Below are 18,970 nucleotides of genomic sequence, written 5' to 3' on the forward strand. Positions count from 1 at the left end.
CCCTCGTCCTTGTTCCTCGCTCAGGCGACCGGCGAGTGCCGGCAGGCGGTCGGTTCCGGGAAGCAGCGCGGGTCGTCCCACATCAACTGGACGTCGTGTGCCCAGTGTCCGTCCGGCTCGTCGTCCGCCGCGGCGGTCTCGCGCAGGTCCAGGACGTGGCGGGGGAGCCGTGCGGGCGGTACCGCGGTGATCGACTCGGCCACCCGGTCCAGGAAGGCGCCGCCCGCGCACGGGCCCGGATGGCCGATGCCGGGGCAGCCCGCTCGCGGCCACAGCAGCACCGGCACGGGCGCGTTCAGGCCGACCTCGAAGTGCGGTCCGGCGGCGGTGGGTTCCGTGGCGTAGGCGGCCATGCCGGTGTCGTCGTCCCGCAGTCGCTTGCGCAGGCTCGGCGGGCGTTCCTGGGTGTCGCAGCCCACGCGGTGCGGGGCGATGCCGGAGTCGGTGTCCAGCTTCCGCCAGATCTTGGCGAGCTGATGGCGCAACCGGCCGCTGCGGTGCCGGGACCGGTCCGCCACCACCACGGGATAGGTGCAGCCCAGCGGGGTGGGGTCGTCGTCGCTGCACGGCCAGCGGGCGACCGGCAGATTCAGCAGGTCGCGCGGCAGTACGAAGGTGAGTAACTCGTCTGCTCCCGGGGCGAGCTGAGTGAACGCCTCGTCGATGCGCTCCTGCACGTACCCTCGCACCGCGCCGCGCGCCAGCCGCCGCGCGCCCACCGGGTGGCGACGCCCGTCGCGGTAGGCGAAGACCTCGACGGTGACCTGATCGGCGCCCGCGCCACTGTGCTCGATCTCGACGACGATGGGGGACCAGGAGGGGGCCGGGTCAGCGGCCGATGTGAGGGCCGGGGCGTCGGTCCCCGGTGGCTCGGGCGTCAGCAGCCGCTCCAGCAGCTCCGCGAGCCGCGTCACCGCCCCCTCGTCCGCCACCTCCCACTGCACATACGCCGCCGCCCGCTCCAGCGAGCCGAAGCCGCCGTCCGGCAGTGGTGGCCCGAAGGGGCCCACGGCATCCACGTACAACTGGTCCGGGCGGTACGGCAGTCCGGCCCGCTCGGCCCGCCGCACCAGCCCGTACAGCCGCCCGCGCAGCTCGGTGTGGTGTCCGTCGGTGGGGACGAGTTCGCCCAGTCCGGCCCAGTAGCGGCCCATCACCTCGGTCGGCAGCATCCGGCCCACCCGGGTGTCCGTGCCGCCCGCGACCGCCGTGACCATCCCGACGACCGTGCCGTCCGCCAGGGTCACCGCCGCCCCGCTGAACCCGGCCGCCAGCGGCTGACCGTGCCCGGTCAGGGCCTCCAGCTGCACCCACTCGCCGGAGATCAGCGGCCCCGGCAGCGCCCGGTAGGAGGCGAGCATGCCCTCGTCGTAGCCGCGCGGGAAGCCGTACGCCACCAGCTCATGGCCGTCCCGCTCGGCGCCGGGCGGCGCGAACGCGGCCGGGGTCAGCGGCATCTCACGCTCCAGCTCCAGTACGACGAGGTCGCCCGGGTCGGCCGCCCCGCCCCGCCAGCCGCCGTGCACGGCGACGGACGCGACGACTCCACCGAGGTCGGCGCGGCCCGGGAAGGTCACCGTTACCTCGGCCGTGTCGCTGGCCCGCACGACATGGGCGCAGGTCAGCACCCGGCGGGCCGAGACCAGGAAGCCCGCGCCGATCTCCCGCCCGCACTCGATCCTGGCGTGCCAGTCGGTCTTCCTCATCCGCGGTCGGCGGCCGGCCCGTGTCCCGGCGTCCAGGTGAGCTTGACGATGAGATGGCCCTCGGCCGCGCCCTTGGCGATCACCGCCCCGGTCTCCGCGCTCAGCTTGACGCCGAACTCCAGCTCCACCGAGTCGGGCTGGAGGGACCCGTCCCGGAACACCCGCAGCGCGGATTCCGCCGCCGCGCGCACGCCGCTCAGCGCGCCCTCGAAGGTGCGAGCCGCCTGCGCCGGTTTGTCGCCCCGGGCGACCAGCCGGGCGCCGGGGTCGTCGTCGGCGCCCTCCACGACGATCAGCGCGCCGTCCTCCGTCTTGAACTCCACCAGACTGTCCATGCCCGTCCGTCCCCCGTGATCCCGGTGTACCGCCGCCCGTGCGGAACACCATTGTTACGGAGGGGACTTGCCGGTGTCCCGCCGCTGGAAGGAAACGCGGGCGGCGCCGCCCCCCTGGGACGGGGGGACGGCGCCGCGCGGGACTCTTCGTACCGTCAGACCAGCCAGCCGACGAAGTGGATGAGGCCGGCGAGGATGTCGGTGAGAAGGTTCATGATCGTGGTTCTCCTTGCGGTGACGCATGAATGTGGGACCGCGCTCAACTACGGTATGCATCCCGTCGCTTGCGCACCGTAAGTATCGTCAACCGCGGGAGCCGCACACCACCTCACGGGTGACGATCACCTGTTCCAGGGAACAACCGCTCGCTTGTGCGGTCCGGCCTCGGCCGGGCGGGGTCCCGTACCTGTCAGTCCCCATCAGCCTCCGTCAGCTCCGATCAGCCTCCGTCAGCTCCGATCAGCCCCCGTCAGCTCCGATCAGCCCCCGTCAGCTCCGATCAGCCATCGCCCAGTGCTCGCTTCATGATCTTCCCCATGTCGTTGCGGGGGAGCGCGTCGAGATGGCGGACCACCCGGGGGCGCTTGTGCGGGGCGAGGCGGCGGGCGACGTGGTCCGCCAACTCGGTGTCGGTGGGCGGGGATCCGGGGTCCGCCGGGACGATCCAGGCGACGATCCGCTCGCCCAGGTCGGCGTCCGGCTCCCCGGTGACGGCCGCCTCGCGCACCCCGGGGTGTTCCAGGAGCGCGTTCTCGATCTCGCCGGCGCCGATCTTGTAACCGCCGGACTTGATCAGGTCGGTGGCCTTGCGGCCGACGATCCGGACATAGCCGTCGGGGTCACGGACCGCCATGTCCCCGGTGCGGAAGAAACCGTCGGCCGTGAAGGCGGCGGCGGTGGCGTCGGGGCGGTTGAGGTACTCGGTGAAGAGGTTCGCGCCGCGCACCTGGATCTCGCCGACCGTCTCCCCGTCGTACGCCGTGATCGGCGAGCCGTCCTCCTCCACCAGCCGCAACTCCACCCCCGGCAACGGCACCCCGACCGTTCCCGCCCGCGCCTCCCCGTCCGCCCGCACGCTGGTGTTCATCAGGGTCTCGGTCATGCCGTAGCGCTCGATCACCCGGCGACCGGTCGCGGCGGCGATCCGCTCATGGTCGTGCACCGGCAGCGCGGCCGAGCCGGACACCAGCAGCCGCGCCCCGGCCAGCGCCTTCGCCAACTCCGGTTCGGCGGGCAGGGCTTCGGCGATCCGGTGGTACATCGTCGGCACCCCGAACAGCATCGTCGCCCCGCCGTTCAGCTCCCGCGCCACGCCCTCGGTGTCGAACCGGCCCAGATGCCGCACCGATCCGCCCCGCCGCAGCGGCCCGAGAATCCCCAGCACCAGCCCGTGCACATGGAACAGCGGCAGCCCGTGCGCGAGTACGTCCGCGTCCGTCCACCCCCACGCGTCGGCGAGCGCGTCCAGGGTGGTGGACAGGGCCCGGCGGGGCAGTACCGCGCCCTTGGGCGGGCCGGTGGTGCCCGAGGTGTAGACGACCAGCGCGGGCGCGTCGGCGTCGGCGTCGTCGGCGGGGACCGGGCCCGTCGCGCGCACGTCCACCTCGATACGGGGGAGCGCGGCGAGCGGGGCGGGCAGTTCGGTGCCGGGGGCGGTCAGTACGGCGTCCGGGGCGCTGTCGGCCAGGATGTGCCCCAACTCCTTCTCACCCGACCTCGGGTTCAGCGGCACGGCGGCGACCCCGGCGGTCAGTACGCCGACCGTCGCGACGGCCGTCTCCAGCTCCGGGGTCGCCCAGACGGCGACCCGTCGGGCCCCCCGCACCCGCTCGGCGACGGCCCCGGCCGCCCCGGCGAGCCCGCCGTACGTCAGGGAACGCGCGCCGAACCGCACGGCGGGCCGCTCGGCGGGGGCGCGGCGCAGGGCCGGGAAAAGTGCCGGAGAGAGGGCCGGGGAAGGTGCCGGGGAGGGTGAGGACACGGGGTGTACTCCTTGGATCGGTCAGACGGTCGGACGGGTCGGACGGGTCGGACGATGGTCATCGGTCGTCGGTGTGGCGCAACGTTCCCACGAGGGTGGCCAGATCCGGCGCCAGGCGTAGCTCCGTCGTGTGCAGCGCGGGGTGGGTGAGCCAGTGCAGCCGGGCCGTGTCGGGGCCGCCGTCGTGCGTCGGCGGCCGGCCGGTGGCCGGGGTGAAGTCGTCGACGACCACGGTCCCGCCCGGCGCCAGCAGGTCGGCCACCGGCGCCGGATCGTCCCCGGGTGTCTTGCCCTGGCCGCCCCCGCCCCGGATCCCGCTCCACGCTCACCAGCCGCACCCCGGCCGGTGCTCCCGACGCCAGCCACGCGAGCCCCACCCCGCAGCCCGTGCCCGTCTCCCCGATCGTCCCCTGCGCGCCGCCCGCCAGGGTGTGCAGCAGGCGGCCCTGTTCGGGGCGGCAGGAGTTGGGGAAGCCGTGGGCGAGGGCGACGGTCAGCGCGCGGCGGACCAGTGGGGGGAGGTGGTCGGCGGTGGTGTGGGCCGCCGTGCCCGTCATCGACATGGGGCGATCCTGCCCCGGTGGGCCCGCCCGCAGGCCCGGGGGTCGGGCCGCCGCCCCGCGTCACGCCGTTGCCGCCGGTGTCACCTCCGCCACCACGCAGCTCACGTTGTCCGGGCCGCCCGCCGCGTTCGCCGCGTCGACCAGGGCGTCGACGGCCGCCTCGGGGGTCCCGGCCGCCGCCAGCGTCGTACGGATCACGGCGTCCGGGACGACCGACGGGAGGCCGTCCGAGCAGAGCAGGTAGCGGTCGCCGGGGTGGGCGTCGTGCAGATGGAGGTCGGGGGTGGGGTGGCCGGTGCCGGTCAGGGCGTTGAGGAGCAGCGCGCGCTGGGGGTGGCTGGTGGCCTCCTCCGGGGTCAGCCGGCCCTCGTCGATCATCGACTGGACCACGGTGTGGTCATGGGTGATACGGAACAGGCCGCCGTCGCGCAGCAGATACGCGCGGGAGTCGCCGATGTGGACCAGGGCGAGGTGCGAGCCGGTCCACAGGAGTGCGGTGAGGGTGGTGCCGGCCTCCGCCCCGCCCTCGGCACTCCCGGTGCCGGCCTCCGCCCCGCCCTCGGCACTCCCGGTGCCGGCCTCCGCCCCGCCCTCGGCACCCCCGGTGCCGGCCTCCTCCGCCCCGGTGCCGGCGTCCTGCACCGCCAGCGCCGCGTCCCGCACGGCCGCCTCCAGCAGATTCAGCACCTCACCCGCCGGGACCTCGGTCTCCCCCAGCGCCTCCAGCGTCTTGAACGTCTCCACGGCGGCCGTGCTCGCCCGGTCGCCGTCCGGGCCGAAGCCGTCGGCGACCGCGAGCAGCCGGGTGCCCGCGTAGACGGTGTCCTGGTTGACCGGGCGCACCCGGCCCCGGTCGGAGTGGGCGGCGTAGCGCAGGGCGAGGGTCGTCATGGCGGGGTCCTTCCGCGGTCGTCTCGTCAGGTGGTCCACGAGGAATCCGGCGAGGTCGCGGCGCTCGGCCGTCTCCGCCTCCACCCGGGCCCAGTAGGCGCGGATCTCCCGGGCCGCGGCGGCGGGCGGCAGCGCGCACACCTCACGGATCCGGGCCAGCGGCATCCCCAGGCGCCGCAGCCACGCCACCAGCCGGGCCTGTTCGAGCTGGCCGGGCGCGTAGTAGCGGCAGCCGGTGTCCGGGTCGACGCGCGCCGGACGCAGCAGCGCCAGTTCGTCGTACAGCCGCAGCGCCTTCGGTGACAGCCGGGACGCCCTGGCGAAGGCGCCGATCGTCAGCATGTGTTCCAACTGGAAACCTCCTCCGGTTCCGGCACCGATGCTCGGGCTTGACCGAAGGTGAAGGTCAAGCGGGCTTCTGGGGTTCGCGTTCGATTGTTAGCCTGCCCGCTGTCCGAATCACCGGGTACGGGCCGTGCGTGCGAGCGGCGGCCGTGGGGAGAGCGAGTCGCTGTGCGCCATGTAGCCCTGGTCACCTGCCGTCCCGGCCCCGAGGTGGTGGCCGATCCCGATCTGCCGGTGCTGCTGGCGGCCCTGCGGGACGCGGGCGCCCGCGCGGAAGCGGTGGTCTGGGACGACCCGGACGCCGACTGGGCCGCCTTCGACCTCGCCGTGATCCGCTCCACGTGGGACTACAGCTGGCGGGCGGCGGAGTTCCTGGCCTGGGCGGCCCGCGCCGGCAGGCTCACCCGGCTCGCCAACCCGGCCGACGTGATCCGCTGGAACGCCGACAAGCGCTACCTCGGCGACCTGGCGGCGGCCGGTATCCCCACGGTCCCGACCCGGTACGTGGCCCCCGGGGAGCCCTACGGGCCCGCCGAACTGCCCGCCGACCACGAGTACGTCGTCAAGCCGACCTCCGGCGCGGGCGCCCGCTTCGCCGCCCGCTACACCCCCGACGAGCACGCCACCGCCCTACGGCAACTGGAGCGGATGCATGCCGAGGGCTTCACCGCGATGATCCAGCCGTACGTCCGCTCCATCGACGCCACCGGCGAACGCGCCCTCCAGTTCTTCGGCGGGCGGCTGCTGCACGCCATCCGCAAGGGCCCGGTGCTCGCGCCGGGCACCCCGTACGACGCCCGCAAGACCGCCCACCCCGGGGTACGTGCCTGGCAGCCGACCGACGCCGAACTGGCCGTCGCCGACCGCGCCCTGACCGCCGTACCCGACGCGCCCGACCTGCTGTACGCCCGCGTCGACCTGGTCGACGGCGAGGACGGGCAGCCGTGCGTGATGGAACTGGAACTGGTCGAGCCCCATCTGTTCCTGGACCTGCACCCGGCGTCGGTGGGGCGGGTGGCGGAGGCGGTGTTGGCGTACTAGCCGCTGCCCCATTGGGCAATCCCTCCCCCTCACCCCACTCTCCTGGCCACTGACCAAGAAAGCAGTGTTATTGTGCAGTGACCAAGAGAAAGGGATGGTCCGTGACCCTCGATCCTGAATTTCTGCCGGTCTACGAAGTGCTGCCGGAACTCGATGTGTTCGCCGACATCCCGGCCTCGCGCGCCGCCCTGGGCGCGGCGAGCGGGGACGGTGCATCGGACGGCAAGGTGCGGGTCGAGGACCGGGGCATCGTGGCCGGTGGGCAGGCCGTGACCGTACGGATCTACACACCGGTCGCCCCGCTCGACGCGGCCGACGCGGCCGACGGCCCGCGTCCGGTGGCCGTCTGGATCCACGGCGGCGGCTTCGTGCTCGGCGGGCCCAACGCCGAGGACCCCACCTGCCGACGGCTCTGTGCCGAGCTGGGCATCACCGTCGTCGCGCCGGACTACCGGCTCGCCCCGGAACACCCGTACCCCGCCGCCTTCGACGACTGCTACGCCACCCTCACCTGGGTCGCCGACCAGGCCGATGCCCTCGGGGTCGACCCCGCCCGGCTCGCCGTCGGCGGGCACTCCGCCGGTGCCGCCCTCGCCGCCGGGGTCGCGCTCGCCGCCCGGGACCGCGAGGGGCCGCAGATCGCGTTCCTCTACCTCGGCTACCCGGTCCTGGACGACCGGCAGGAGACCGAGTCGGCGCGGACCGTCACCGACCCCAAGCTCTTCAACCGGCGTGGCGCGGCGGACGGCTGGAAGCACTACCTCCAGGGCACCCACTTCCAGGGCACCCACTTCCAGGGCACCCACCTCCAGGACACCGACCCCGCCATCGGCTACGCCGTGCCTGCCCGCGCCGCCCACCTGCGGGACCTTCCCCCCACCTACATCCTGGCCGACGGCGTCGACCCGGCCCGCGACGAGGCCCTCGACTTCGCCTCCCGCCTCAGCGCGGCCGGCAACCTCACCGAACTGCACCTCGTGCCCGGCGTCCCCCATATGTTCGACGTCATCGCACCCTCGATCCGGGCGAGCCGGCGGGCCGTGGCGGCGTGGACCAGCGCCCTCGCCCACGGGGTAGGGGTGGAGTAACCATCCCCGGCGGGGCGCCCCCGGCAGTGCACCCCCCGGCAGGGCACCCCCCCCGGGCAAGGCCCCCCGGAAGGCGTGGCTTCTCACCCCGTCACCGCCACCCGCTGCAACAACCCCCACGTGAACTCCGCCACGACCTCCCGCCGTACCCCGTCCGCGTCCGGGGCCGTGAAGGCGAGGCCCCAGCGGGTGGGGGCGCTGCCCTCCAGGGGGCGGGCCGGGGCGAAGGCGCGGGCGGCCTCGTCGACCGTGCAGGACCAGGGGGTGAGGTCCGCCAGGTGGTGGAGGGGCGGGGCGGGCGCGTCCGGGGCGCGGACCAGCCACTCGTTCCACACCGCCCGGTTCGGGCCGACCAGCACCTCGAACCGCAGGTCCGGCCAGAGCGGCAGCGGCCACTGCCACGCCTCGCAGTCCAGGTCGCCGATGCGGCGGGCGGCCGTCGACGCGGGAGCGCCGAGCACCGAGCGGTAGCGGGACGCTGCCGAGCCGGAGCGGGACGCGGCCGACCGGGAGCGCGGCGAGCGGACCATCGCCTGCCAGCGCTTGTTCGCCTCACGCATCCCGGCGAGCGAGACGCCCAGGTGCCGCCGGGCGTCCTCCACCAGGTCCGGATTGTGGTCGGCCATCCGGCGCAGCAGCACCAGCTGGAAATCGAGCGGGGTGAAACGGCCGTCAGCGCCGGGCGTGGAATCCAAGGACATACGGACCATCGTGGCGTACGCCGCCCCGGCCCGACCTGCGCCCCGGCGGCCGGCCGCCCGTCCCCGGTGTGCGGCCCCGCGGCAGGAACAGCACCGAGTTCACATAGCGGGCGCGACCCCGCAGCGGCAGCACCCGGCGCAACAGGCCCTCGGCCGCCAGATGGGCCGCGCCCTCCTGATGGCTCTCCAGGGGGAAGGCGTCGAGCGGGACCCAGCGGTCCGCCGGGAGCACCCACCCGGTGTAGCCCAGCGTGCCGAGGTACGTCACCACCGGGCCCACCGGCTGGATCCGGGCCTCCAGCTCCACGAAGAGGGCCGGACGGTCCCGGGTCAGCAGCGTGGTCGCGCCCCGCAGCACCGCCAGTTCGCTGCCGTCCACGTCGATCTTCACGAACCCGACGTCCGTCAGGCCCAGATCGTCCAGCGCGACACAGCGCACCGGCACCGCGCGGGCATGGATGTCCCGCCGGACCAGCGACGACACCCCACGGTCACCGGCGTCGTCGGCGGGCAGCCAGAGCCGGGCCGTGCCCGGACCGTCCGAGGCGGCGGCCTGGATCACCCGGACGTTCGGCGGGACGGTCCGCGCCAGCAGCCGGGCCAGCCGTGGCACCGGCTCCACCGTCACCACCCGCCGCGCCAGGCCACTCAGCCGCCGCGTCCAGGGGCCGTACCAGCCGCCCACGTCCACCGCCGTACCGCAGCCGGGCGGGCACAGGTCGGTGATCCGGGCCAGCTCCGGCTCGAAGCGCGGGTACACCGCCCGCGCGGTGGCCGCCACCAGCCGGTCGGGGAGGTAGGACGCCATCCGGTGGGCCAGGGTCCGGGGCGGGGCGACGGGGGACGCGGTCCCGGCGACGCCCGTGACGTCCCGGGCCCCGGGCCCGCTCACAGGGCCATCCGCTTCAGCAGCGTCTCGTGCTCGTCCTGCGGGACCTGCTCCCCGGACGACGGCAGCAACTGCGGCACGCCGTCCACGATCGGATAGCGGCGCCGCAGCCGAGGGTTGTACAGCGACTCACCCCCGTCTCCCGCGAGCAGATGCAGCGGTCCCTTGTCGAGCGGGCAGGCGAGGATTCTCAGCAGCGGGTCGTCCGGCTTCATGGCTCGGTCAGCTCCTTGTCCGTCTTTTCGCCCATGGGCGGTCGGGGGGCGGCGTCATGCTTGGGCATCATCAGCAGCACGGTGACCGCCAGACAGGTCCCGGCGATCCGCAGCCCCAGCCGGGCCGGATGGGCGGGCAGCGCCTCACCGAACGTCAGGGTGCCGAGCACGGCCGTGTACAGCGCGGTCACCGTCGTGCACACCGGCACGATCAGCGAGGCCCGGCAGCGCTGGAGCGCGGCCTGCGACATGATCAGGCCGAACGCGCCGGTGAACAGCAGCAGATACGGGTACGGGGAGCGCAGCAACCCGGCGAGCACGGCACCGGGCCCGCCCGCCGTGAGATACCCGGAGACGCCCTTGATGGCGAGCGAGCTGACCCCGTACAGCAGCCCGACCGCGACCCCGTACTCCACGCCGGTCGTGGGCAGCCGGTGCCGGTGACCGGCGCCGCGCTCGGTTGACCGGTACAGCCACACCCCGGCCGCCAGCGACGGCACGCACACCAGCAGCACCAGCGGATAGGGGGCGCCCCGGCCCACCCTGTCGGCGCTCTCGTCCAGCGACAGCACCACCATCAGCAGCGCCAGCAGGATCGCGGCGAGCGCGTACCGCTCCCGGCCGCTGGTCTCCTCGCCGAGCAGCCGCGACGACAGCAGCACCAGCAGCACCAGACCGGCGACGAAGATGCCCTGCGCGGCGGCGATCGGCAGCGTCCGGTACACCAGCAACTGCGCCCCGAAACCCGCCGCCAGCGCCAGCGAGCCCGCGATCCACAGCGGGCTGCCCAGCACCAGCCGCAGCAGCCGCGCGGGCCGCCGCACACTCACCTCCGGCAACACCCCCAGCGCCCGCTTCTCCAGCACGAACCCGGCGCTGTACAGCACGTTCGCCAGCAGGGCCGCCGCCACCCCCCACCACATGCTCAACGCCGGCGGGCGTGCAGCAGCAGGATCGAGGCCAGCGGCGGCCGGGCACACGCCAGCCGGTCCAGCGGGCGCAGCGCCCGCGGCACCCCGTGGAAGGGCGCCCCCGCCAGCCGTACGACGTCGAAGCCCGCCGCCGTGACGAACTCCCGCAGCGCACGGGCCGTGTACAGCCGCAGATGCCCGACCACCTCCGAGCCCGGCCGCCCGTGGATCGCGCGCAGACTCACCTCGGAGAACACCGGCTGCACCCCGGCCAGCAGCAGTCCCCGGTTGTACCAGGCGGCCAGATTCGGGGTGGACAGCATCAGATGGCCGCCGGGGCGCAGGACCCGCCGGATCTCGTCCAGCGCCGCGTCCGGGTCGACCAGATGCTCGACCACCTCGCTGAACAGCACGGCGTCCGCCGCCCCGGCCCGCAACGGCAGCCCGCCGCCGGTGAGTTCCCCGCGGATCACCTGCGGCAGCCGGGTCCGGGCCCGTACCAGCGCGTCCTGCGACCAGTCGACGCCGATCAGCCGGTGGCCGCGCAGCAGGGGGGCGGCGGTGGCGGCGGCCGTGCCGTCGCCGCAGCCGATGTCCAGGACGGTTTGGCCGGTCGTCCCGGCCAGGGCCGCCGCCAGCATGCGGGCCTGGCGCAGCGAGCGGGCGGCGCCGGAGGCCACCGGCACGGCCGGGTTCTCGTAGAAGTCACGCAGGTCGGGTGGGGTGGTGACGGGCGCGGTGGTGGTCATGGGCCGGCCTCCGTCGTACGCAGGTGGTGCGCGAAGAGGTCCCGTAGCCGGTCGCCGTCGTCGGGGCCGAGCAGGGTGCGCGACCAGCGCAGGGCCAGATGCAGCCGGCCCGCCGTGGACGCCGTGGTGACGGTCAGGCCGCGCGGCATCCGGGCCGGTGCCGAGAACCACACCGCGTGCGCCCGGCCCGCCTCCGCGCCGAAGTCCAGCGGGTACGGGATTCTGCCGATGTTGCTGAGCAGGGTGGTGGACGTCCAGGGGGCGGCGGCCCGGCGGAGCGTACGGGTGAGCGCGGCCCGCCAGGCGACGGGGGCGACCGGGGCGGTCAGCAGGGTGGCTCCGTGGCCCAGTTGGGGGCGGTGGAGGGCTTTGAGGGCGCGGGTTCTGGTGGCCGTGCGGTGGAGCAGGGCGGGGGTGTCGTCGGTGGTCAACTCGTCCGGGGAGAACGGGACTTCGACCAGTCGGGTGCCGTTGCCCATCGGCATCGTGTGGTCGCGGGGGCGGTCGTCCACGGGCATGGTGATGCGCAGGGGGCGCGGGGGTGCGCCGTGTTCGCGGTTCCAGTGGGCGAGGGTGCGGGCCGTGGTGACCATCAGCTGGTCGTTGACGGTGTAGGGGGCGTCCTTGGGGCGGTGGGGGAGGGGGAGTTCGGTGACGAGCAGGCCGTTGCCGGGGGAGGTGCCGGGGGTGCCTGCGGCCACGCGGGCCGGGCGGGACCAGGTGGAGGGGGTGTCCGGGGTGGTGGGTGAGGGTTGTCGGGGGCGGGTCGGGGGTGCGGTGGGGGTGTTGTCCTTGCCGCCGTACAGCTCCGCTGCCGTCGCCAGGATGCGGAGGCAGGCGGGGCCGTCCAGGGCGGTGTGGTTGACGGTGAGGATCAGGGCCGTGGGGTGGGGTGCGGGGGTGGACGCGGTGACAGGGGGTACGACTTCCAGCCGCACCGGCGGTGACGCCGACAAGGGCGGCGCCTGGTCCAGGGATCTTCTTCTCGCGTCCCGCGGAGCGTCCACCCCGGGGTCGGTGAACCGCACCACCTCCACCTCCGGTTCCGCCGTCAGTTCCCACTCGTAGCGGCGGCGGTACCACGGGCCCAGGGCCTCCCGCATCAGGACACGGGGATGGCGGCGCAGGGCCTCCGTGAACGCCTTGCGCAGGCGAGGTGGGTCGATGGGGCCCGGGAGGTGGACCTCGATGTGGACGGTCTCCGGTTCCTCCTCCTGGAGGCAGTGCCGGGCGATCTCATCCACCACGGGGAAGGGGATCGTCGTCACGGACGGTCCTCCACCGGCTCCGCCGGTTGCCCGCCCCGTCGGCGCCGGGCGCGTCCCCGCACGCTCACCAGCGCCGCGAACAGGCCGATCAGCGTGAGGAGTTGGGCGACCGGGCCGAAGGAGCCCGAGCCGTCGCCGACCGGCTGACCCGCGCCGGTCGCCGCCGTGATGCCCGCGAGGGCGAGGGAGCCGAAGGCGATCGGGACGAGGAGCCGGTGTCGCCAGTGGGCCAGCAGGGCGAGTGCGGGGACGAGCAGCGCCAACCAGCCCGCGATGACCACCGCGACCAGCGTCAGCGCCACCGTGCCGAGCCACACCCCCGGCGGCGGCGGGGTCTCCTGCGGGGCGTCGGTGCTGGGCTCGCGGCGCCGCCACAGCGCCAGGCCCACCAGACCTGCGAGCCCCACCCCGCTGCCGATCAGTCCGGCGTCGTACGTCGTGGCGGGACCGTAGGACAGCTTGAGGGTGCCGCCCTCGCCGGCCGGGATCAGCCAGCCCTGCTGCCAGCCGTCCAGCCGGACGGGGGTCAGTTCACGGCCGTCCAGGGTGGCCCGCCAGCCGTCGTTGAAGTTCTCGTACGTCGTCACGTACGAGGCGTCGCCCGCACCGACGCTCAGTTCGCGCTGGTCGCCGAGCCAGTCCCGTACCTCCAGCGCGCGGTCGGCGGTGGGCGGCGGGGTCACCGTGCCCCGGGTGAGGGTGAGGTCGGTGAGGAGCAGTGGGCCCGCGTCGCCGGACTCCACCCGGTGGTCGCCCGCCGCGAGGTCGAGGTGGTCGTCGTCGGCGCCGCACAGCGTCACCGGGATGCGGCGGCGCTCGGTCAGGTCCCGGACCAGGCCCTCGACGCTGGTCTCGTACAGGGTGCCGTCGATCGCGACCACGGGGCCGGAGCCGCAGGGCAGGGCGAAGGTGCGGTCGGGGTCGGGCTGCGGGGTGCGGTAGCTGTCCAGGGCCGGGATGTGGGCCTCGGTCAGGCCGACCGGGAGGCGCAGATCCTCGTCCACCAGGGGGTTGTGGAGGGTGATCGGCGCGGTGTCGGTGATGGTGATGTCCAGCCGGTCGGTGGTGATCGGCGGGAAGCGGACCCAGCCGTTCTCGTCCACGGCGGCGGTGGTCGCGCCGCCGGGCGAGTCGATGGTGACCTCGGTGGGCCGGGTGGTCAGGCCGCCCGCCCCGGCCAGCACCAGTTCGTCGATCGGCTGCAAGCCCTCCCAGCTCAGGTGGATCGTCGGGTTGTCGCCCGCGATCCAGGCCGTGGTCAGATCGCCGTCGGTCAGATTGCGGGCGGACAGGCCGACGCCGAGCCGGGCGGTGGAGTCGGCGGTGGCGGTGATCCGCTGGGCCTGGTCAGGGGCGATCTCGTAGAGCATCCGGTCGAGTTCGGCGCCGGGCACGGCGACCGCGCTCGCCTCGATCTCGTACGTGCCGTCCGTGCCCGTGGTGAAGGCGCGGTGCAGGCCCGCTTCGGAGCCGGTCGGGGACATGCCGGCCGGGTCGGCGACCCGGTGCAGGGAGACGACCTCACTGGCCGCGTCGCTGTCCGCCGAGTCCGCCGGGAGCGCCAGCATCCGGGTCACCGTCACCTCAGGGAGGGTGATCTCGGCGAACCCGGCGCCGAGCAGCCCCGGCCGCCGCTCCACGGACTCCAGGATGGTCAGCTTCATCCAACTGGTCGCCCCGGCAGGCGCCTTGACCGACTGCGCGGCCCCATTGGGCTGGAGATAGCTGGTCTCCGAGCCCCGCTCGGTCTCCACCCGCACCCGCGTCGGCGCCGACCGCACACTCTCCTGCGGCAGCGGCGTCACCCGGAACGACGACGGCATGTCGTACTCCTCGGTGAACCCGATCCGCAGCCACTCCCCGTCCGGGGTGTCCGCCGAACCCTCGGTCCAGGCGGTGTCCGGGTTCCCGTCGAAGGCGTTCACCGGGTCGAACTGAGGCAGATGGAAGAACCAGCTCCCGTACGACGACGCCGTCACCGACTCCGCGCCCCGCAGCTCGGCCACCGTCTGATGGTCGACGCCGGTCAGCGGCAGGATCTGGTGCGGTGCCTCGCCCGCGTCCTGATGGGCGTCCGGCGCGTTGCGCTCGTCTCGGGTGTACGTGTACGAGGTGTTGGCGCTGACCAGTCCGAACCGGGTGTCCGCGCGCCGCAGCCCGTCCCCGCTGAGCTGCAACGGGGGTGAGCCGAGCCCCGGATGCCCGTCGCCGGTCAGCACGCTCGCCCGGCCGCGCAGGTCGGACGCCAGCGGCAGCAGCGCTTCCGGGCCGCCGGAGACCTGGGCCGTGTCGGCGACCGGCGTCAGCCCGGCCTGCCCCGGCCGGGGCACGGCCGTATCGGCGGGCCGGTAGATCTCCACCGCCCGCTGCACCGGGTACAGCCCCTCGACCTGCAACGGCGTGTCCTCGGCGATCCGCCCGCCGGTCATCATCGGCCCGTACCCGGCGACCCGCTCGTACCCGGACTGCTCCAGGGTCCGCTTCACGGTGGTGGTCGGGGTGTAGCCGACCTGGTCCGGATCGAGATCGTTGCGGACCACGACGTAGTAGACCCCGGCGCGGCTCAGATAGTCGGCCAGCCCCGGCACCTCCACCCCCGTCTGGAGCGCCTGTTCCACCGCGTCCATGGCCCGCCGGTTGCCGGGCTGCCCGAACGGCACATAGTCCCGCTGGCCCCACCGGGACCCGGCGAGCACGTCCAGCGGCTGGTCGATGGTCGAGCCCCAGGTGTGGACGCCGTGCGCGGTCGCCGGGACGACGAGGGCGCGCGAGTCGGGCGACCACTCCGCCAGCCGGTCGGCCACGGTCCGCCAGTACGCGGGAACCTGCTGGAACGAACCCTGGTTCAGGATCGACCCGTTGAGATACGGCCACACCAGCCCCGGCAGCACCAGCACCGCCGCGATCAGCGGCACGAAGCGGCGTCCGCGCACCGGACGGGCCCCGCGCGGCTCGGCGGCCACCGCCACCAGGTGCGCGAGCCCCAGCACCAGCGCGAGGGCCACGCCCGTCTGGAACTTGTAGACATTGCGGAACGGCGCCAGCCACCCGTCCAGCCAGTCCTGCACCGTGCCGTGGAAGAGGCCGCCGAACGTGCCGCCGTACCCGGCGAGCAGCACCAGCACGCACACCAGCACGGTCAGCACCAGCCAGCGCCGCTCGGGCACATCCCGCCGCGCCAGCCCGGCGAGCCCCAGCCCGGCCGCCAGCGCCGAGCAGACGATCACCACCACCGCAGACGCCACCACCCACCCGGCCGGCAACCACGCCTCACCGAAGTGCAGATACGCCACCCAGTTCCCGGCGCCGCGCAGTGCCTCCGTCGCCGCCATGGTGTCGGTCGTGGTGTGCGCGCTCTCCACGTACGGCAGAAAGTTCTCGCCGTACGCGCCGAGCAGCAGCAGCGGGATCCACCACCACGCCGTCGCCACGATCACCCCGGGCACCCACCAGGCGATCAGCCTGCGCTGCCGGGGCCCGCGCGGCCGGGTCAGCAGATACAGGCCGACCGGCACCAGGGACGCCAGCGTCGAGGCCGCGTTGACCCCACCCATGAACGGCACGAACAGCACCGACCGCAGCGCCGCGACCCGGGCGCTGTAGCGCGGGTCGGCCAGCGGCAGCAGCACCCACGGCAGGAACGCGCCGGGCAGCGCGGCGGCCGACGTGGAGCCGATGACGATGGTGAACACCGGCCACAGCGCGTACGCGAGGGCCGCGAGCAGCCGCGAGGCCCCGTCGCCGACGCCCAGCCGCTCGGCCAGTCGCAGGGCACCCCAGAACGCCACCGACACGATGACGGACATCCACAGCCGCTCGGCCAGCCACACCGGCAGCTCCACGGCTCGGGCCAGCCAGTGGAACGGCAGCATCGGCCACAGATAGCCGACGTACTGGTCCTGGATGCCGCCGAAGCCGCTGCGGTCGTGCCACAACTGCCCCAGATCGGACAGGAACTGTCCGGGATCGACCGTCACCCCGAGCTTGGTGTCGAAGGTCTGCCGTCCCGGCTTCACCGCCAGGAACAACACCAGAACCACGGCCCAGAATCCCAGCAGCCAGCGCCGCGACCGGGGGCCCTCGGGAGGGCCCGCGCTGTTCGCGGTGGTGGGGATGGCTGCCGGGGGAGGAGCCTGGACCGTGGTCGTCATGGGGGACACCGCCGGAGGATGAGGAGGAGATTCCAGGTGGCTATCTCACGGAGACCGGGGACCTTGACGATCCACTCCGTGAGGAAGGGCCAGTAGCGGGAGCGGGCCGAGACGACCGTCAGATCGTCGCGGGCGCGCACCTGCCGCAGGGTCGTGCCGATGTGCACGGCGAACAGGTTCTCGCCGAGGGTGTGCTTGGCGGCCTTGCCGGTACGCCGCCGGTACCGCGCGCGGGCCCGCTCGGCACCCAGGTAGTGCCAGGGCGCCCACTCGTGACCGCCCCACGGGGACAGCCAGTTGGTGAACGACACATAGACCAGCCCGCCGGGCCGGGTCACCCGGGCCAGCTCGCTGAGAAACGTCTGGGGATCGGCGACATGCTCCAGCACGTTCGAGGTGAAGGTCACGTCCGCGACCCCGTCCCCGAGCGGCAGCAGATACCCGTCGGCGATCACGGAGCCCGGGGGCGGCTCGGCCCCCAGCTCACCGATGTCGGGCTCGAAGAGATAGGCATCCGCCCCACGCCGCCGGAACTCCTCGGTGAAGTACCCACTGCCACCACCGACATCGACGACGACACGTCCGGCGACGGCTCCGTAATGCGCCTCGACTTGATCGACGGCGTCACGGGCGAGCAGCGAGTAGCACTTCTCGGGCTCCTCCTGCTCACGAAGAAAGGCCAGAAAGAGGGCGAGGGAGCGCCGAAAGGAGGGGTCTCTGTGATGCCGCTGAGGACCGTCGCCCTGATAGGGGCGCGGGGCCGTGACATGTGCGGCTCCGCCGCGTGGGCGCGACAAGCCACGACGCACCCGCACTCGAAACACATCGTCACCCCCCCACCGCATAGCCGCCCCTCCCCAACCGATACGCCTCCCCGGCAACCGCCCGAAACCCCTGAACGGTCCGCCCCCACCGAAACCCCGAGGCCAGCGAGAACGCCGCCTCCGCCAACGCCGCGCGGCGCTCCGCGGACAAGGCCAACGAACACCACGCCGCGGCGAACGAGGACTCCCCCCGGGCCAGCACCCCCGTCTCCCCGTCCACGACGGAGTCCCGAAGCCCCGGCACGTCGAACGCGACCGTCGGCGTCCGCCGAGCCGCCGCCTCGGTCACCACCAGCCCCCACCCCTCCACGGCGGACGGATGCAGCAGCAGCCACGCCGCGCACAGCAGCCGGTGCTTCTCGGCCTCGGAGACATGCCCGGTGAACTCGACACCGGGCCCGGCGAGCCGTTCCAGCCGCTCGCGTTCGGGCCCGTCGCCGACGATCAGCAGCCGCCCGCCGGTGACCGGGCGCACGCGTTCCCACAGCCGCAGCAGCAGATCGACGCGCTTGTACTCGACGAGGCGTCCGACGGCCACGAACAGCGGCTCGGGGGAACGCGCGGCGTATGGGCCGGGTTCCGCGACGCCGTTGTGCACGACCCGGATGCGGTCGTGGGCCACGCCGAGCGCGTGCAGCGCCTGCGCGGTGGACGGGGACACGGCGACCAGCAGGCTGTTGTGCCGTACCGCTCCGCTCAGCGCCCAGTGCTCCAGCCGCCGGCCCAGGCGGGCGGCCGGGGCCAGGGGGCCGCCGAACCGCATGCCCCACAGGTCGCTGTGGACATGGTTGACCAGGCACATGGTCGGCCCGCGATGCCACAGGGGGGCGAGGTAGGGCATGCCGTTGCAGACCTCCACCAGCAGATCGGTCTCGCCGACCTCGCGGGCGAACACGGACCGGGCGCGCAGGTAGTGGCCGTAGGCGCCGCCCGCCGACACCGTCCGGTAGGCGGGCAGCGGGGAGGCGGGCCCGCCGCACACCAGGGTGACCTGGTGGCCGAGGCGGGTCAGTCCGTCGGCGAGCCGGTCGACCAGCAGCTCGGAGCCGCCGGCGGCCGGATTGCCGAGGTCGCGATGGGCGAGGAAGGTGATGCGCCGCGGCACCGCGAGGGGGGCCACGGTGTGCTGCGGCCGGGAAAGCGTGGCACGCGGCGGGGACGGCACGTGCTGGGGCATGGGAGCTCCAACTCGTCAGGGTGCGGTACTCGGTGGGGGAACGCGGAGAACGTGATGCGGGGGATCGGGGGGATACGGGACGTGCCTTCTGGGAGTCGACTGTGAACGGAGTGTGCGGGGGTGGGGTGGCACAGT

The 18,970-nt window shown here is 74.0% G+C and carries 16 protein-coding genes; 2 read left to right on the forward strand and 14 right to left on the reverse strand.

What is annotated here, in order from left to right:
- Positions 1-20 precede the first annotated feature (20 nt).
- From ACFXAZ_RS21925 to ACFXAZ_RS21945, 5 genes are all read right to left on the reverse strand, one after another.
- Complete coding sequence (locus tag ACFXAZ_RS21925) at positions 21-1,706, reverse strand: trypsin-like peptidase domain-containing protein (RefSeq protein WP_384593670.1); 1,686 nt, start codon at positions 1,704-1,706, stop codon at positions 21-23.
- Positions 1,703-2,041 carry a CU044_2847 family protein gene (locus ACFXAZ_RS21930; protein ID WP_384593672.1) on the reverse strand — a complete coding sequence of 113 codons (339 nt, stop codon included), beginning with the start codon at positions 2,039-2,041 and terminating at the stop codon, positions 1,703-1,705. The genes ACFXAZ_RS21925 and ACFXAZ_RS21930 overlap by 4 nt, the downstream gene beginning before the upstream one ends.
- A 499-nt stretch (positions 2,042-2,540) precedes the next feature.
- Entirely contained in the window at positions 2,541-4,022 is a 1,482-nt protein-coding gene (locus tag ACFXAZ_RS21935; protein ID WP_384593675.1) for an acyl-CoA synthetase, read from the reverse strand.
- 58 nt (positions 4,023-4,080) lie between these two features.
- Positions 4,081-4,284: a hypothetical protein gene (locus tag ACFXAZ_RS21940; protein ID WP_384593678.1), complete on the reverse strand. Its 204-nt coding sequence runs from the start codon at positions 4,282-4,284 to the stop codon at positions 4,081-4,083.
- 361 nt (positions 4,285-4,645) lie between these two features.
- Positions 4,646-5,818 (reverse strand): MerR family transcriptional regulator, encoded by a 1,173-nt coding sequence (locus ACFXAZ_RS21945; RefSeq protein ID WP_384593740.1) that lies wholly within the window; start codon positions 5,816-5,818, stop codon positions 4,646-4,648.
- A gap of 171 nt (positions 5,819-5,989) precedes the next feature.
- Here ACFXAZ_RS21945 and ACFXAZ_RS21950 point away from each other — a divergent pair, with 171 nt between their 5' ends.
- Positions 5,990-6,862 (forward strand): RimK family alpha-L-glutamate ligase, encoded by an 873-nt coding sequence (locus ACFXAZ_RS21950; RefSeq protein ID WP_384593681.1) that lies wholly within the window; start codon positions 5,990-5,992, stop codon positions 6,860-6,862.
- Positions 6,863-6,963: 101 nt separating this feature from the next.
- Positions 6,964-7,950 carry an alpha/beta hydrolase gene (locus tag ACFXAZ_RS21955; RefSeq protein ID WP_384593684.1) on the forward strand — a complete coding sequence of 329 codons (987 nt, stop codon included), beginning with the start codon at positions 6,964-6,966 and terminating at the stop codon, positions 7,948-7,950.
- Positions 7,951-8,033: 83 nt separating this feature from the next.
- Here the strand turns inward: ACFXAZ_RS21955 and ACFXAZ_RS21960 are convergent, their stop codons facing one another.
- From ACFXAZ_RS21960 to ACFXAZ_RS22000, 9 genes are all read right to left on the reverse strand, one after another.
- Positions 8,034-8,660 carry a hypothetical protein gene (locus ACFXAZ_RS21960; RefSeq protein WP_384593687.1) on the reverse strand — a complete coding sequence of 209 codons (627 nt, stop codon included), beginning with the start codon at positions 8,658-8,660 and terminating at the stop codon, positions 8,034-8,036.
- Complete coding sequence (locus ACFXAZ_RS21965; protein ID WP_384593743.1) at positions 8,623-9,459, reverse strand: FkbM family methyltransferase; 837 nt, start codon at positions 9,457-9,459, stop codon at positions 8,623-8,625. The genes ACFXAZ_RS21960 and ACFXAZ_RS21965 overlap by 38 nt, the downstream gene beginning before the upstream one ends.
- A gap of 80 nt (positions 9,460-9,539) precedes the next feature.
- The gene (locus ACFXAZ_RS21970) at positions 9,540-9,755 is read right to left on the reverse strand and encodes a Trm112 family protein (RefSeq protein ID WP_384593690.1); all 216 of its coding nucleotides are present in this window, start codon (positions 9,753-9,755) and stop codon (positions 9,540-9,542) included.
- On the reverse strand, positions 9,752-10,666 hold the full coding sequence (locus ACFXAZ_RS21975) for a hypothetical protein (protein WP_384593746.1): 915 nt from the start codon (positions 10,664-10,666) through the stop codon (positions 9,752-9,754). The genes ACFXAZ_RS21970 and ACFXAZ_RS21975 overlap by 4 nt, the downstream gene beginning before the upstream one ends.
- 14 nt (positions 10,667-10,680) lie before the next feature.
- Positions 10,681-11,415, reverse strand: coding sequence for a class I SAM-dependent methyltransferase (locus ACFXAZ_RS21980; protein WP_384593693.1), 735 nt, complete (start codon positions 11,413-11,415; stop codon positions 10,681-10,683).
- Positions 11,412-12,683, reverse strand: coding sequence for a condensation protein (locus ACFXAZ_RS21985; protein ID WP_384593695.1), 1,272 nt, complete (start codon positions 12,681-12,683; stop codon positions 11,412-11,414). Before ACFXAZ_RS21985 ends, ACFXAZ_RS21980 begins: the two co-directional genes overlap by 4 nt.
- A complete protein-coding gene (locus ACFXAZ_RS21990; protein ID WP_384593698.1) occupies positions 12,680-16,834 on the reverse strand; it encodes an alpha-(1->3)-arabinofuranosyltransferase family protein in 4,155 nt (1,384 codons plus the stop codon). The genes ACFXAZ_RS21985 and ACFXAZ_RS21990 overlap by 4 nt, the downstream gene beginning before the upstream one ends.
- The gene (locus tag ACFXAZ_RS21995; RefSeq protein WP_384593701.1) at positions 16,831-17,679 is read right to left on the reverse strand and encodes a class I SAM-dependent methyltransferase; all 849 of its coding nucleotides are present in this window, start codon (positions 17,677-17,679) and stop codon (positions 16,831-16,833) included. The genes ACFXAZ_RS21990 and ACFXAZ_RS21995 overlap by 4 nt, the downstream gene beginning before the upstream one ends.
- Positions 17,663-18,835 (reverse strand): glycosyltransferase family 4 protein, encoded by a 1,173-nt coding sequence (locus ACFXAZ_RS22000; RefSeq protein ID WP_384593704.1) that lies wholly within the window; start codon positions 18,833-18,835, stop codon positions 17,663-17,665. The genes ACFXAZ_RS21995 and ACFXAZ_RS22000 overlap by 17 nt, the downstream gene beginning before the upstream one ends.
- Positions 18,836-18,970 lie beyond the last annotated feature (135 nt).

Source organism: Streptomyces sp. NPDC059477, from assembly GCF_042749375.1.
Lineage (GTDB): Bacteria > Actinomycetota > Actinomycetes > Streptomycetales > Streptomycetaceae > Streptomyces.